Here is a 15,199-nt window from a genome sequence, read left to right as displayed (position 1 = left end):
CGAGGCGCGCAGCGCGGTGTGCAGCACGGCGCGGTCCTCGGTGATGTTGATCCGCTCACCGCGGAACATGGCGTCGCGCAGCCCGAACACGTCGGCGGCCGAGGCCAGTTCGCGCAGCAGGGGCAGCGTCTCGTCGGTGATCAGGTGCTTGGAGTAGTCGACGTACAGGTCACCCACGCGCAGCGCGTATCCGCTGCCGCGGCCGGGATCGGCGTCGAACAGCTCGCGCAGCCGCACCTCGCCGAGCTGCTCGCGGTGCGCCGCCAGTGCGGCCCATTCGGGCGTCCGGTTGATCCTGGTACGGCCGTCTGCGTTCATGTCGGACTTCAGCCTTCTTCCTCGGTGTCCCGGCTGTTTCGGCTGTCTCCAACCTAATTGATCAGCGAGGGGTGAGGGCCGGGAAGAAGACCCGGGGCGACGCTAGATCTCGCCCCGCAGCTTGGCGAGCGCCTCGGCGAGGATCGCCTCGCCGTCCGCGTCGCTGCGCCGCTCGCGCACATACGCCAGGTGCGTCTTGTAGGGCTCGGTGCGCGGCGGGTCCGGCGGGTTGTCCTGGTCCTGTCCGGCGGGGAAGCCGCAGCGCGGGCAGTCCCAGGTCTCGGGGACCTGTGCGTCGCTCGCGAAGCTCGGCTGTGTCTCGTGTCCGTTGGAGCACCAGAAGGAGATGCGCAGACGCGGCGCGGACTCGCCGCGCTCGGCCTCGCCCATCGGCCCCGCCCCGACCCGGCTTCCCCGGATCGCGTTGCCACTTGCCACGGTGTAACTCCCTGCGTGATGGTGCCGCAAAGCGAGTCGGCGTTTCGCTTCGCCGCGAGCGCCTCAGTCTACGTAAGGCCCAACGCGCGTCCAGTGGTTGGAGTTACAAGCTCCGGCACTCAGACGCAAGCCCCATGATAGGCGGCGCCTCGGGGCGCGTACCGGACATGGGGCCTTACGTACGCAGTGCGTGCCGGGCAGGTCAGTTGTTGGCCTTCATCAGCAGGCCGAGCACGATGATGCACGCGAACCACAGCAGACCGACCACCACGGTGATCCGGTCGAGGTTGCGCTCGGCGACCGAGGAGCCGCCGACGGACGACTGCATGCCGCCACCGAACATGTCGGAGAGGCCGCCGCCCTTTCCCTTGTGCATCAGCACCAGCAGCATCAGCAGCAGGCTGAAGACGATCAGGGCGATCGAGAACCCCAAAACCACGGCTGGACCAACTTCCTCGGATTCTGACGGACGACGGGGGCACGGCGGCGACAGGCCACCATGCCCCCGCAAGGGTACGACGTATCGTCGCTACCGCCTACTCACCGGCGGGCCTACTGATCGCGGAAGCGGACGATCTTGACGAACTCGTCCGAGTCCAGCGAGGCGCCGCCGACCAGGGCACCGTCGATGTCGGGCTGCGCCATGATCTCGGCGACGTTGCCGGACTTGACGGAGCCGCCGTACTGGATGCGGACCTTGTCGGCCAGTTCCTGCGAGTACAGCTCGGCGAGCTTGCCGCGGATGGCTGCGCAGACCTCCTGCGCGTCCTCGGCGCCGCAGACCTTGCCGGTGCCGATGGCCCACACGGGCTCGTAGGCGATCACGATCGTCTCGGCCTGCTCGGCGCTGAGGTCCTTCAGACCGCCCTCGACCTGGGCGAGGGTGTGGGAGACGTGGTTGCCCGCCTCGCGGACGTCCAGCTCCTCGCCGACGCACAGGATCGGGGTGAGGCCGTTCTTGTAGGCGGCCTTGACCTTGGCGTTGACCAGCTCGTCCGACTCGGCGTGGTACTGCCGGCGCTCGGAGTGACCGACGGCGACATAGGTGCAGCGCAGCTTGGCCAGCATCGGGCCGGAGATCTCGCCGGTGTAGGCACCGCCGTCGTGGGCGGAGATGTCCTGGGCGCCGTACTTGATCTTGAGCTTGTCGTGCTCGACCAGGGTCTGCACCGAGCGCAGGTCGGTGAAGGGAACCAGGACGGCGACCTCGACGGCGTCGTAGTCCTTGTCCGCGAGGGCGAAGGCGAGCTTCTGGACGTGGGCGATGGCCTCGAGGTGGTTGAGGTTCATCTTCCAGTTGCCCGCCATCAGCGGCGTGCGGGTGGTCATCGGGGTCAGTCCTCCAGTGCGGCGAGGCCGGGGAGCGTCTTGCCCTCGAGGTATTCGAGGGAGGCGCCGCCGCCGGTAGAGATGTGGCCGAATGCCTTTTCGTCGAAGCCGAGCGTCCGCACGGCCGCGGCGGAGTCGCCGCCGCCGACCACGGTGAAGCCCGGGGCGTCGACGAGGGCCTGGGCGACCGCCTTGGTGCCCTCGGCGTAGTCGGGGTGCTCGAAGACGCCCATGGGGCCGTTCCAGAAGACGGTGGCCGCGTCGGCGAGCTTCGAGGCGTAGAGCTTGCGGGTCTCGGGACCGATGTCCAGACCCTCCTGGTCGGCCGGGATGGCGTCCGCGGCGACGGTGGTGGGGTTGGCCGGGGCCTTGGTCTTCAGGTCCGGGAACTCCGGCGAGACCAGGACGTCGACGGGGAGGACCAGCTCGACGCCGTTCTTCTCCGCGCGCTCGATGTACTCCTTGACGGCCGGGATCTGGTCCTCCTGGAGGAGGGAGATGCCGACCTCGTGGCCCTTGGCCTTGAGGAAGGTGTACGCCATGCCGCCGCCGATGAGGAGGCGGTCGGCCTTGCCGAGCAGCTGGTCGATGACGGCGAGCTTGTCGGAGACCTTGGCGCCGCCGAGGGCGACGACGTAGGGGCGCTGGACGTCGTCGGTGAGCTTCTTCAGGACGCCGACCTCGGTGGCGATGAGGTAGCCGGCGTAGTGGGGCAGCCGCTTGGGCAGGTCGAAGACCGAGGCGTGCTTGCGGTGCACCGCGCCGAAGCCGTCGCCGACGTACACGTCCGCGAGGCCGGCCAGCTGGTCGGCGAAGGCGTCGCGCTCGGAGTCGTCCTTGCTGGTCTCGCCGGCGTTGAAGCGCAGGTTCTCGATGACCGCGACCTGGCCGTCGGCGAAGCCGGCCACCGTGGACCGGGCCGAGGGGCCGACCGTGTCCTCGGCGAAGGCGACGTCGGCGCCGAGCAGTTCACCGAGACGGGCGGCGACCGGGGCGAGGGAGAAGGCCGGGTCCGGGGCGCCCTTGGGGCGGCCCAGGTGCGAGGCGACGATCACGCGCGCGCCCGCGTCGGCCAGGGCCTTGACGGTGGGCAGCACGGCGCGGATGCGGCCGTCGTCGGTGATGGTGGTGCCGTCCAGCGGCACGTTGAGGTCGGCGCGGACGAAGACGCGCTTGCCCGCGACGCCTTCGGAGAGCAGTTCGTCGATCGTCTTCATGCAGAGGGCTCCTGGGTTCTCGTGCTCGCTCGTGATCCTACGAGGGCCGGTCGCCGCGGACGCGACGCAGGGCCCGGGCAGCGCGGCCTTGCGCTGCCCGAGCCCTGCTGTCGCATACGAGGTGCCTGCCGGGACTGAGTCGATCAGAGCTGGTTGCCGACGAAGACCGTGAGGTCGACGAGGCGGTTCGAGTAGCCCCACTCGTTGTCGTACCAGCCGAGGATCTTCACCGACTTGCCCTCCTGGACCATGGTCAGGGAGGAGTCGAAGGTGCAGGAGGCCGGGTCGCCGACGATGTCCGAGGAGACGATCGCGTCCTCGGTGTAGAACAGGATGCCCTTGAGGTCGCCGTCGTCGGCGGCCTTCTTGAACGCGGCGTTGACCTCGTCCTTGGTGACCTCGCGCTGGAGTTCCACGACCAGGTCGGTGGCCGAGCCGGTCGGGACCGGGACACGCATCGCGATGCCGTCGAGCTTGCCCTTGAGCTGCGGCAGGACCAGCGCGGTGGCCTTGGCGGCGCCCGTGGTGGTCGGGATGATGTTCTCCGCGGCGGCACGGGCGCGGCGCAGGTCCTTGTGCGGGAAGTCCAGGATGCGCTGGTCGTTCGTGTACGCGTGGACCGTCGTCATCAGGCCCTTGACGATGCCGAAGTTCTCGTCGAGGACCTTGGCCATCGGCGCCACACAGTTGGTGGTGCAGGAGGCGTTGGAGATGACGTGGTGCTTCGCCGGGTCGTACTTGTCCTGGTTGACGCCCATCACGATGGTGATGTCCTCGTCCTTGGCCGGAGCCGAGATGAGGACCTTCTTCGCGCCGCCGGCGATGTGCTTCTCCGCATCCGCCTTCTTCGTGAAGATGCCGGTCGACTCGATCACGATGTCGACGCCCAGCTCACCCCACGGGATGTCGGCCGGGTTGCGCTCGGAGAGGACCTTGATGGTCTTGCCACCGACGGTGATGGTGTCCTCGGTGTGCGCGACCTCCTGCTTGAGGCGCCCGAGGATGGTGTCGTACTTCAGCAGGTGGGCGGTGGTCGCGGTGTCACCCAGGTCGTTGACAGCCACGATCTCGATGTCTGCACCCTGCTCCAGCAGCGCGCGGAAGTAGTTACGACCGATGCGGCCAAAGCCGTTGATGCCTACGCGGATCGTCACGAACCGATCTCCTCGTTGGTACGCCGGCCCGATGTGCCGGCGAGCTGTATTTGGGATGTCCCCGACCACCTCCGACCCTACCTCTCCGAGGCGGCCGGGGTGACATCGAGACGCCCCATACCCGGCACGGCGGTCCGTACCCGCCAGTAGGGGTACGGACCGCCCGGACTTCGGGGACCGATCACCCGATTTCGCTACACGGTGTCAGTTCCCAGGAGCCGCGTCGTCACTCGTCCAGGGCACGCAGTGCCTGCCGGACGAGCGCGGCCCGGTCGGCCGGCGCGGTGAGGTGCTCCAGGCCGAAGCCCAGCAGCACGGTGTCGTCCGTGGTGACCGCCCCGTAGGTCTGGAACAGGGTGCCGGTGCGGGTCCAGTCCTTCAGGACGGCGGGGCTGCCGGCGGGCGGTCCGGAGACCCGCCAGGCGCCGAGCGAGGACTCGAAGCCCTCGGTGCCGGTCGCCGTGCCGCCGACGACCAGCGAGGCCTCGTCGGCGAGGACGCCGCGTCCGCCGCTGCCGGGGTCGGTGACGTAGGCGACCGACAGCTCGACGGACTTCCCGGCGTAGGCGCTCAGGTCGAACTCGACCTGCCGCCAGCCGCCGGAGGAGCCGGTGAGGCTGGTCCACTGCCCGGTCGTGCCGGTCGCGGTGCAGCCGTCGTCGGACAGGGTCAGGTAGTGCGCCAGCCAGGGGTGGTCGCTCAGGTAGAAGCCGGCCTCGCACTCGGTGGGCACGGCGGTGCCGGTGGCGCCGCCGGCCTCGGGGAGCGTGGTCCAGTCGTCGGCGCCGGTGACGTGGGCCTCGACCAGGGCGTGGTCGTAGCCGCGCTCGGTGTCCCACAGCAGCTGGGTGCGCAGCGTGGGACGGTCGGCGGCGGTGACACCGGTGAGGTCGACGGTGCGGGTGAGGCGCTTGTAGGCGTCGTCGGTGTGGACGGCGGCGGCCATCCAGGCTCCCGCGTAGGGCCCGTACGGGTTGACGGTCCCGGCGAACCTCCCGGCGCCCGCGCTCGCGAACTGGGGATAGGTGGCGGGATCCAGCTCGTCCGAGGTCACGCTGTAGGTGCCGGCGGTGTCCAGCGGGTTGCCCGGGGCGGCGCCGAGCGCGCCGGTGGTCCCGGCGAGCTTGCCCGAGCCGGTGAACCCGGTGGCGCCGGAGGTCGACGTGCGGGTGTAGGCGCCCAGGTAGTACTGACTGAAGTCGTCGGACGGGGTGCCGTCGCCGAGGTCGACGCTGCCGCCCGCGCGCTCGCCCGCCTCGATCAGCCGGCCGCCCTCGTTGAGGAAGGCGCGCAGCTGGAGCTGGGTGGCGTTGCCCGGGACCGCCGCGCCGGTGTAGTGGACGACGGTGTCGAAGTGGCCGAGGACGCCGAGCGCGTCGGGCGCGCCCTGGGTGGCGACGTCCCACACGGCGGCCCGCTTGCCGCTCGCCTTGAGCGCGTCCACGTACGTCTGCGCCTGCGTGGCCTTCGCGCCCTCCTCGGCGACGACGAGTACGTCCGCGCGGGGCCGCTCGGCGACCGTGTACGTGAAGTGCTCGCTGGAGACCTTCCTGCCCTGGCGCGTCTCGCCGGTGAACCAGACCTCGACCTTGTCGCCCGGGGCTCCGTCCTTGACCTCGGCCCGGTACTCGTCGAAGTACAGGTTGTCGTCACCGCCGTACGTCTCGCCGCCCTTCCAGGGCTTCAGCGCCATGTCGAGGACACGGCCGCCGTTGACGCGGTACTTCAGCTCCTTGTCGCGCACCGCCTTGCGGACGACGACCGAGACCTCCTGGTCGGCGCCGCGCGAGTACGACGTGGCGAAGGGGGCCGGGGTGAAGTCGGCGGCGTCCAGGCCGACCGAGGAGGACGGCCGGTCCGGGTGGGCGGCGGTCTCGGCGACGGAGAGCGCGAAGGGGATGTTCTTCGCGAACTCCTGCTGGATCAGCTTCTCGTCGTCGGGGAAGTTGAAGCCCGACCGGCAGTCCCGGGCGTTCCACTGGTCGTCGGGGTCTGCGTCGGAGGCCGTCTGGCAGGTCGACATCTCCGGGGTGAACATCGCCATGCCGTTGACGTTGGCCGCGTGGCCGTCCGCCTCGCCGTTGGTGGTGTAGAGCTCCGAGGAGACCTGCGGGTGGTAGCCGGGGATCGCGGAGTTGTCCGGCGTGCCGGCGAGCGCCTTGTAGAGGACGTCGTCGGGGGTGTTCGTGGCCACCTGCCAGCCGACCCCGTAGAGGAGGAGTTCGGCGGCGGAGTGGTAGTTGATGCCGTACGTGAAGCCGATCCGTTTCTGGAAGGCGTCCAGCGCCTTGGTCTCCGGCTCGGAGGCCGGGCTCGCGCCGCGGTAGGTCTCGCTGGTGGGGTTGGGGGACGAACCCTCGTCGTCGTAGCCCCACTTGTAGGCGAAGTTGCGGTTGAGGTCGACGCCGTCGCCGGTGCTGATGACGCCGTCGCCGTTGACGTCGCGCAGGTTCTTGCGCCACAGGCGGTTGGCGGGGTCCTGGAACGTGTAGTCGTAGCCGTCCGGGTTGGCCGACAGGACGAACCACAGTTCGGTGGAGTCGACGATCTTCCGGACCCGCCGGTCCTTCGTGTAGTTGTCCAGATAGTGGTGCATGAGCCGCCGGGTCATCTCCGGGGTGATCCACTCACGCGCGTGCTGGTTGGACATGTAGAGGACGGCGGGCCTGGAGCCGTCCTTCGACTTCTTGGCGTTCTTGGTGAGCTTGAGCGCCAGGATGTCCTGGCCCCGGACCGTCTTGCCGATGGAGACGACCTTGGTGAGGCCGGGGTTCTGCTGGGCGGTGCGGAGGATCTCCTCCCGGAGGCCGCCGCTGCCGCTGTACGGGCGGAAGACACCGTCGGCCGCGGCCTCGGCACGCTCAGCGCTCCGGGCGGAGAGGGTGTGCTCGGTGAGGTCGACGCCCTTCTTCTCCAGCGTCTCGGCCTGTCTGCCGGTGAGGTAGACCTCCACGGTGGCCGTCCCCTGGTCGGGAACCTGCTCGCCGAGTTCGTGGCCGTCCTGGCCGGCGGCCAGCAGCAGGGGTACCTGCTCCTGGGTGACCTCGGCGCGGAAGACCTTCACTTCGTCCGCGTCCGGGGTTCCCGGAGCCGCGGGTCGTGCCTGGGCGATGGGTGCGAAGCTCGCTCCGCCGATCAGGAGCGCGCCGACGGCGAGGATCGATCTCGCTCTTCGTCTCATGAACCCCCCTAGCGTGGGTCCGCCACAGCAGCGAACAGATGCCAGGCTCATGACACCTCATGATCGAGTCAAGAGCGCGGGAAGGACACGCGGCGGGCGGTGACGGTCACCCAAGTGGACGCCTGCATGGGGTGGTTGGGGCTTGGGATGACGGGGGGACAGGGGTGCACGCGTGAGGGCAGCGGCGCGTGCGTGCGGCGCCTGCCCGGGGGGCAGGTCGGGGGTGGGGGCCGGGAGCGGGGTGCGGGCCGGGGGGCGGGGTGCGGGCCGGGGGCGGGGTGCCGGCCGGGGGCGGGGTGCGGCCGGGAGCGGGGTGCGGGCCCTTCTCGACGAGGGCCGTGCCGTTGGGCACCTGCGCACCGTGCAGGTCCTGGTCGCCCTCGCCGCCGCCCACCCCGGCCCGGCCCCGGCCCCGGCCCCGGCCGTACGCCGGGCCGCCTTCCAGGTGCACACTGCGGGGCGGCTGAACCGGGCTTCCGGCGAGCTGCCGGCGGGCGCCGGCCCGGATGCGCCGGTGCCGATGCCGATGCCGATGCCGGTGCCGATGCCGGTGCCGATGCCGGTGCTGGTGCCGGTGCCGGTATGCCGGCCCGCGGGCCGGTCTCCGTCAGCCGACGAGGTTGTCGGCCAGCTCCTCGCCGAGGTTGGCCTCGGTGCCCGGGATTCCGAGGTCCGAGGCCCGCTTGTCGGCCATGGCCAGCAGGCGGCGGATACGGCCGGCGACCGCGTCCTTGGTCAGCGGCGGGTCGGCGAGGGCGCCCAGCTCCTCCAGGGAGGCCTGCTTGTGCTCCATGCGCAGCCGGCCGGCGGCGGCGAGGTGCTCGGGCACGTCGTCGGCGAGGATCTCCAGGGCCCGCTGGACCCGGGCACCGGCGGCGACGGCCGCGCGGGCCGAGCGGCGCAGGTTGGCGTCGTCGAAGTTGGCGAGGCGGTTGGCGGTGGCCCGCACCTCGCGGCGCATCCGCCGCTCCTCCCAGGCCAGCACCGACTCGTGGGCGCCGAGCCGGGTGAGCAGCGCGCCGATCGCGTCGCCGTCACGCACGACGACCCGGTCCACGCCGCGCACCTCGCGGGCCTTGGCGGCGATCGACAGTCGGCGGGCGGCGCCGACCAGGGCGAGCGCGGCCTCCGGGCCCGGGCAGGTCACCTCCAGGGAGGAGGAGCGGCCGGGCTCGGTGAGCGAGCCGTGCGCCAGGAAGGCCCCGCGCCAGGCGGCCTCGGCGTCGCAGGTGGCCCCCGAGACCACCTGCGGCGGCAGGCCGCGGATCGGCCGGCCCCGGCCGTCCACCAGGCCGGTCTGCCGGGCCAGCTGGTCACCGCCCGCGACCACCCGTACGACGTAGCGCGAGCCGCGGCGCAGCCCGCCCGGCGCCATCACGATCAGCTCGGAGCTGTGCCCGAAGATCTCGAGGATGTCCCGCTTGAGCCGGCGGGCCGCCATCGCGGTGTCCAGCTCCGCCTCGATCACGATGCGCCCGCTCACCAGGTGGAGGCCGCCGGCGAACCGCAGCACGGCGGAGACCTCCGCCTTCCTGCAGCAGGTCCGGGTGACGGGGAGCCGGGAGATCTCATCCTTCACCGCTGCCGTCATCGCCATGGGCCGATCCTTCCATGCATCCGAAAAATACGGTCGTACGCGGCGGCCAGCAGCTCCGGGTCGTGCCTCGGGGTCCCGTCGGTCCGGGCGACCGGAGCGAGTTCGACCGCGGCGCCGAACCGTTTCGCGGCGTCGGCGAGCGAGTCACGGTCGGGCACGGCGGCCTCGTCGGCCAGCACCACGTCCAGGGCGAGTTTAGGGGCGTGTCGTCCCAAAACCTCCAAATGACGCTGCGGGGAGAAGCCCTCGGTTTCTCCGGGCTGCGGAGCGAGGTTCAAGGAGAGCACCCGGCGCGCCTTCGTCGCGGCCAGCGCGTCCAGCAGGTCGGGCACGAGCAGGTGCGGAATGACCGAGGAGAACCAGGAGCCGGGACCGAGCACCACCCAGTCCGCGTCCAGGACGGCCTCGACCGCCTCGGGGACGGCGGGCGGATCGTTCGGCACCAGGTGCACGGACTGCACCTCGCCCGGGGTGAGGGCGACGGTGGCCTGGCCCCGTACGGTGTCGACCGCGTCCGGCCGCTCCGGGTCGTGGCCCCTGACCAGGGCCTGGAGCTCCAGCGGGACGGCGGACATAGGCAGCACGCGCCCGTGCGCGCCGAGCAGCTTGCCGACCAGGTCGAGGGCCTGGACATGGTCGCCGAGCTGCTCCCACAGGGCGACGATCAGCAGATTGCCGACCGCGTGTTCGTGCAGGTCACCCTGGGACTGGAAGCGGTGCTGGATGACGCGGGCCCAGGTCTGGCCCCAGTCGTCGTCGCCGCACAGCGCGGCCAGCGCCTTGCGCAGGTCACCGGGCGGCAGGACGCCCAGCTCGTCGCGGAGCCGCCCGCTGGAGCCGCCGTCGTCGGCCACGGTGACGACGGCGGTCAGGTCGCCGGTGATCCGGCGCAGTGCGGCGAGCGATGCGGACAGGCCCATGCCGCCGCCGAGGGCGACGACCTTGGGCTGGGCGCCCCGGCGGCGCGGCTTGCCGCCGCGCGCCTGCTCGGGCCGGGCGGCGCGGGCGTCGGCGGGTCTGCCGCCGCGTCCCTCGGGCACCACCCGGCGCAGCCTGCTCAGCCGCGGAGTACGTCCTGTCATTCCCGTCCCATGTCCCGGTGGACGACCACCGTCTCCACGCCCTCGGCGGCGAGCCGGGCGGCGAGCTTCTCCGACATGGCCACGGACCGGTGCTTGCCGCCGGTGCACCCGACGGCGACGGTCACATAGCGCTTGCCCTCACGACGGTAGCCCGCGGCGATCAGCTGGAGCAGCTCGGCATAGCGGTCGAGGAACTCCTTGGCCCCGGGCTGGTTGAGGACGTACGACGACACCTCCTCGTTCAGGCCGGTGAAGGGGCGCAGCTCCGGGACCCAGTGCGGGTTGGGCAGGAAGCGCATGTCCACGACCAGGTCGGCGTCGACCGGCAGGCCGTACTTGAAGCCGAAGGACATGACGGTGGCCCGCAGCTCGGGCTCCTCCTCGCCGGCGAACTGGGCGTCCATCTTGGCGCGCAGCTCGTGCACGTTGAGGCTGGAGGTGTCGATCACCAGGTCGGCGTCGCCGCGCAGCTCGCGCAGCAGCTCGCGCTCCGCGGCGATGCCGTCGACGATGCGGCCGTCGCCCTGGAGGGGGTGCGGGCGGCGCACCGACTCGAAGCGGCGCACCAGGGCCTCTTCGGAGGACTCCAGGAAGACGATCCGCCGGGTGACGCCGCGTGCGTCCAGGTCGGCGAGGGACTCACGCAGATTGTCGAAGAACCGCCGGCCGCGGACGTCTACGACGACCGCGATCCGCGCGACGTTGCCCTGCGATCGGGCGCCCAGCTCCACCATGGTGGGGATCAGCGCGGGCGGCAGGTTGTCGACGACGAACCAGCCCAGGTCCTCCAGGCACTTGGCGGCCGTCGAGCGGCCGGCGCCGGACATGCCGGAGATGATCACCAGCTCGGGGATGGCCGCCTCGTGCGCCCCGGCTGTTTCCTTGCCCGTACTCACCTGTGCTCCGTCGTCCTGGCGTCCGTCGGGCCGGGCCGTCTGCGGCCCCGCTTCCCCGCCGGCCGTCGTGGCCTGGGTCTGTTCTCGGCCCGTTGCGGGCTGTGTGCCGTGCTCGGTCATCTCTCCTGCCCCCGTCGTTCGTCCGGGGTGCCCGCGGACACGGGCTCCCCCGGGGCATCCTCCGTCGTCCCGGGTGCCCCGTCGTCCTCTTCCATGATCTCTCCGGTCGCCGTGTTCACGGCGGGTGCGGCCGGGGTCGCCCGGGCGAGGGCCACGGCGACCGTCTCGGCCGTCTTGCGGCCTATGCCGGGCACCTCGCAGATCTGGTCGATCGTCGCCGACCGGAGCTTCTTCACCGAACCGAAGTGCTTGATCAGCGCCTGCTTGCGGGTCTCCCCCAGGCCCGGCACGTCGTCCAGAGGGCTCGACCGGAAGCGCTTGGCACGCTTGGTGCGCTGGTAGGTGATCGCGAAGCGGTGGGCCTCGTCGCGGACCCGCTGGAGCAGATACAGGCCCTCGCTGGTGCGGGGCAGCACGACCGGGTCGTCCTCGCGGGGCAGCCAGACCTCCTCCAGGCGCTTGGCGAGGCCGCACACGGCGATGTCGTCGATGCCGAGCTCGTCCAGGGCCCGCTGGGCCGCCGCGACCTGCGGCTGCCCGCCGTCGACGACGACGAGCTGGGGCGGGTAGGCGAAGCGCTTGGGACGGCCGTCCTCGTCCTTGAGCTGCTCCCCGTCCAGGACGTCGTCGCCGTCCGCCCACTCGCCGGTCCGCTCCTTCTCGGCGAGATAGCGCCGGAAGCGGCGGGTGATCACCTCGTGCATGGAACGGACGTCGTCCTGTCCCTCGAAGCCCTTGATCTGGAACCGGCGGTATTCGCTCTTCCGGGCCAGTCCGTCCTCGAAGACCACCATGGAGGCCACCACGTCGTCTCCCTGGAGGTGGGAGATGTCGTAGCACTCGATCCGCAGGGGCGCGCTGTCCAGGCCGAGGGCGTCGGCGATCTCCTCCAGGGCGCGCGAGCGCGTGGTCAGGTCGGAGGCGCGCTTGGTCTTGTGCAGCACGAGCGCCTGCTGGGCGTTGCGCTGGACGGTCTCCATGAGCGCCTTCTTGTCGCCGCGCTGCGGAATGCGCAGCGACACGCCCGAGCCGCGGCGGTCGGTGAGCCACTGCTGCACCGGCTCGACGGGGTCGGGCAGGGCCGGGACCAGGACCTCCTTGGGGACGGCGTCGCCCCGCTCCTCCCCGTAGAGCTGCTGGAGGGCGTGCTCGACGAGGGCGCCTGTGGTGATGTCCTCCACCTTGTCGGTGACCCAGCCGCGCTGCCCGCGCACGCGTCCGCCGCGCACGTGGAAGATCTGGACGGCCGCCTCCAGCTCGTCCTCGGCGACGGCGATCAGGTCGGCGTCGGTCGCGTCGGCGAGCACGACCGCGCTCTTCTCCATGGCCTTCTTCAGGGCGCCGATGTCGTCGCGCAGGCGGGCCGCGCGCTCGTACTCCATGTCCTCGGCCGCCTCGGCCATCTGCCTCTCCAGGCGGCGCAGATAGGTGCCCGTGCGGCCGGCCATGAAGTCGCAGAACTCGTCGGCCAGGTCCCGGTGGTCCTCGGGGGTGATCCGGCCGACGCAGGGCGCGGAGCACTTGCCGATGTACCCGAGCAGGCAGGGGCGGCCGGTGCGGGCGGCGTTCTTGAAGACACCGGCCGAGCAGGTGCGCACGGGGAAGACGCGCAGCAGGAGGTCGACCGTGTCGCGGATGGCCCAGGCGTGCCCGTAGGGCCCGAAGTAGCGCACGCCCTTCTTCTTGTGGCCGCGCATCACCTGCACGCGCGGGAACTGCTCGTTCATCGTCACCGCGAGGTAGGGGTAGCTCTTGTCGTCGCGGTACTTGACGTTGAACCGGGGGTCGTACTCCTTGATCCAGGAGTACTCCAGCTGCAGGGCCTCGACCTCCGTGGACACCACCGTCCACTCCACGGACGCCGCGGTGGTGACCATGGTGCGGGTGCGGGGGTGCAGGTTCGCCAGGTCCTGGAAGTAGTTCGCCAGGCGCTGGCGCAGGCTCTTCGCCTTTCCGACGTAGATCACCCGGCGGTGCTCGTCGCGGAACCTGTACACCCCCGGGGAGTCCGGGATCTCTCCCGGCCTGGGGCGGTAGCTGGAGGGGTCGGCCATGACTCACACCCTACTGGCGGGGACCGACACTCCGGCGAGGCTGTGGACGACGGGCGCGAGGCCCTGTGGACAACCGGCGACGGAGCTCCGCGGCGGGCTGCCGGGTGCCCCTGCGGGGACCGTCCGGGGCCGGTCGGTCACGCGTGGTGCCCCTCGGAGAGGCGGCCGGTGTGTTCTCGGCCAGGAGTGTGGCGCGGTCCGGCTTCAGGTGTTGTCGGGACTAGGTCAACACGCTTCAATGCGGGGGAACTCGGGGCCCTGAAGGGCGGCGTACGGAGGTGACCTCTCCCCTGCGCCGCGACAGGGGGCGGGCCCCGCGGAGCCGCGCCGAACGGTCCGACCAGCCGTTGTGAACATTCACAGAAAGGCCCCTGCATGCCGCACGCCACTCAGCACGCGGACGCCGACATCGCGGACGTCGTCACCGCGGGCGCCGACACCGCGGAACTCGACTCGGCCCTGCGCGGCGGCCCCTTCCACGTCGCCCTGCGCGCCGCGATCGCCGCTCGCGGACTGCCGCTGCAGCGCGTCCAGCACCATCTGTCGCGGCACGGCGTGACGGTGGGCGTGACGAGCCTGAGCTACTGGCAGCAGGGCGCCCGGCGTCCGCAGCGCCCGGAGTCCCTGCGGGCCGTGCGGGCGCTGGAGGAGATACTCCAGCTGCCGGAGGAGTCGCTGATCCGCCTGCTCGCCGAGTCCGACGGGCAGGCGTCGGCGCACCGGCCCGCGGTGCGCTCCTACCGGGCCCGTGTGGAGGCGTCGGGCGTCCTGGACCGGCTGCTGGGCGAACTCGGCCGCCCCTCCGCGGACGACGGGCTGCACACCCTCGGCCACCACGAACGAGTCCGGGTCGGGGCCCGGCGCGAACTGGCGGGGCGCGAGTCGCACCGCATCGTCCGCGCCCACCGGGACGGCGTCGACCGCTTCGTCGCCGTGCACCACGGCGATCCGGGGTGCGCTCCGGCGCGGATGGCCGTCCACGCGCTCGAGAACTGCCGTACGGGGCGGGTCCGCGCCGACCAGGACACCGGGGTGCTGGTGACGGAGCTGCTCTTCGACACCCGTTTGCGGGCCGGGGACACCTATCTCTTCCGGTACGGCGTCGAGGACGGCACCGCGGGCGTCTCGCACGAGTACGTCCGCGCGTTCGGCACGGCCGGCGGGCAGTACGCCCTCGAGGTGGGCTTCGACCCTGCGGCCCCGCCGGCGCGCTGTCGGCGGTTCACCCAGCACTCGGCGGCGGCACCGCGCGGCGGCGTGCGGGAGCTGGCCATGAGCGGGCCGCACCACTCGGTGCACCTCGTGGAGGCGCGGGTGCGGCCGGGCATGCTGGGGATCGGCTGGGACTGGGAGTGAGCGGCTGCGCCGGCTCGTGGGCGGTCAGGCCCCGGGGCTCGCGACGATCCGCCCCTGCTGCACGTCGACCCGCAGTTCCATGAGCGCCACGGTCGCCGGGGCGTGCAGCACCTCGCCGGTGCGGGCGTCGAACTCGCTGCCGTGGCAGGGGCAGACGAGTTTGGTGCCCTCCAGTTCCTTGATGGGGCACCCCGCGTGCGTGCAGATCGTGCTGTAGGCCTTCAGCGAACCGTCCTCCGCCCGGCTCACCACCACGTTCTGGTCCCGGTAGAGCTTGGCGGCGCCCTTGGCGACGTCGCTGTCCGCCCCGAGCTCCACCGGCGCGGTCGGCTGTGCGGCCGCGCCGTCGTCCCCCGGTGAGCAGGCGGCCAGACCGAGCCCGGCGACGGGCGTGAGGGCCGCCGAGCGCAGGACGGTGCGACGGCTCGGGACGGGGCGGCCGGACATGGGGATCTCC

General features: G+C 71.6%; 12 protein-coding genes and 1 pseudogene. 1 reads left to right on the top strand and 12 read right to left on the bottom strand.

Annotation, left to right across the window (positions count from 1 at the left end; genetic code table 11):
• The 11 genes and pseudogenes from AB0E77_RS04920 to uvrC form a co-directional block, all read right to left on the bottom strand.
• Positions 1 to 318 (bottom strand): annotated as a pseudogene (locus tag AB0E77_RS04920) (glucose-6-phosphate isomerase); the annotation flags it as partial.
• A 102-nt stretch (positions 319 to 420) separates the two neighbouring features.
• Entirely contained in the window at positions 421 to 756 is a 336-nt protein-coding gene (locus AB0E77_RS04915) for an RNA polymerase-binding protein RbpA (RefSeq protein ID WP_079060169.1), read from the bottom strand.
• A gap of 202 nt (positions 757 to 958) precedes the next feature.
• Positions 959 to 1,195 carry a preprotein translocase subunit SecG gene (gene secG, locus AB0E77_RS04910; RefSeq protein ID WP_361565570.1) on the bottom strand — a complete coding sequence of 79 codons (237 nt, stop codon included), beginning with the start codon at positions 1,193 to 1,195 and terminating at the stop codon, positions 959 to 961.
• A gap of 113 nt (positions 1,196 to 1,308) precedes the next feature.
• The gene (gene tpiA, locus AB0E77_RS04905; protein ID WP_361565567.1) at positions 1,309 to 2,085 is read right to left on the bottom strand and encodes a triose-phosphate isomerase; all 777 of its coding nucleotides are present in this window, start codon (positions 2,083 to 2,085) and stop codon (positions 1,309 to 1,311) included.
• 5 nt (positions 2,086 to 2,090) lie between these two features.
• Positions 2,091 to 3,302, bottom strand: a complete 1,212-nt coding sequence (locus tag AB0E77_RS04900) for a phosphoglycerate kinase (RefSeq protein ID WP_361565564.1) — start codon at positions 3,300 to 3,302, stop codon at positions 2,091 to 2,093.
• 143 nt (positions 3,303 to 3,445) lie between these two features.
• Positions 3,446 to 4,456, bottom strand: a complete 1,011-nt coding sequence (gene gap / locus AB0E77_RS04895; RefSeq protein ID WP_361565562.1) for a type I glyceraldehyde-3-phosphate dehydrogenase — start codon at positions 4,454 to 4,456, stop codon at positions 3,446 to 3,448.
• Positions 4,457 to 4,682: 226 nt separating this feature from the next.
• Positions 4,683 to 7,637 carry a M14 family zinc carboxypeptidase gene (locus AB0E77_RS04890; protein ID WP_361565559.1) on the bottom strand — a complete coding sequence of 985 codons (2,955 nt, stop codon included), beginning with the start codon at positions 7,635 to 7,637 and terminating at the stop codon, positions 4,683 to 4,685.
• Positions 7,638 to 8,244: 607 nt separating this feature from the next.
• A complete protein-coding gene (gene whiA, locus AB0E77_RS04885; protein ID WP_077798688.1) occupies positions 8,245 to 9,234 on the bottom strand; it encodes a DNA-binding protein WhiA in 990 nt (329 codons plus the stop codon).
• The gene (gene yvcK / locus AB0E77_RS04880) at positions 9,225 to 10,316 is read right to left on the bottom strand and encodes a uridine diphosphate-N-acetylglucosamine-binding protein YvcK (RefSeq protein WP_361565556.1); all 1,092 of its coding nucleotides are present in this window, start codon (positions 10,314 to 10,316) and stop codon (positions 9,225 to 9,227) included. The genes whiA and yvcK overlap by 10 nt, the downstream gene beginning before the upstream one ends.
• Entirely contained in the window at positions 10,313 to 11,332 is a 1,020-nt protein-coding gene (gene rapZ / locus AB0E77_RS04875; RefSeq protein ID WP_361565553.1) for an RNase adapter RapZ, read from the bottom strand. The genes yvcK and rapZ overlap by 4 nt, the downstream gene beginning before the upstream one ends.
• The gene (uvrC, locus tag AB0E77_RS04870; protein WP_361565551.1) at positions 11,329 to 13,386 is read right to left on the bottom strand and encodes an excinuclease ABC subunit UvrC; all 2,058 of its coding nucleotides are present in this window, start codon (positions 13,384 to 13,386) and stop codon (positions 11,329 to 11,331) included. Before uvrC ends, rapZ begins: the two co-directional genes overlap by 4 nt.
• Before the next feature lie 375 nt (positions 13,387 to 13,761).
• Between uvrC and AB0E77_RS04865 the strand changes: the two genes are divergently transcribed.
• Positions 13,762 to 14,742, top strand: coding sequence for a hypothetical protein (locus tag AB0E77_RS04865; RefSeq protein ID WP_361565548.1), 981 nt, complete (start codon positions 13,762 to 13,764; stop codon positions 14,740 to 14,742).
• 24 nt (positions 14,743 to 14,766) lie between these two features.
• On the opposite strand, the gene AB0E77_RS04860 is transcribed toward AB0E77_RS04865, so the two are convergent.
• Positions 14,767 to 15,189, bottom strand: a complete 423-nt coding sequence (locus AB0E77_RS04860; RefSeq protein WP_361565546.1) for a Rieske (2Fe-2S) protein — start codon at positions 15,187 to 15,189, stop codon at positions 14,767 to 14,769.
• Positions 15,190 to 15,199: the final 10 nt, after the last annotated feature.

The organism is Streptomyces sp. NPDC032940 (genome assembly GCF_040636935.1).
GTDB lineage: Bacteria > Actinomycetota > Actinomycetes > Streptomycetales > Streptomycetaceae > Streptomyces.
Note: the sequence above shows the minus strand (reverse complement) of the source record. Positions and strands in the feature narration are given on the sequence as shown.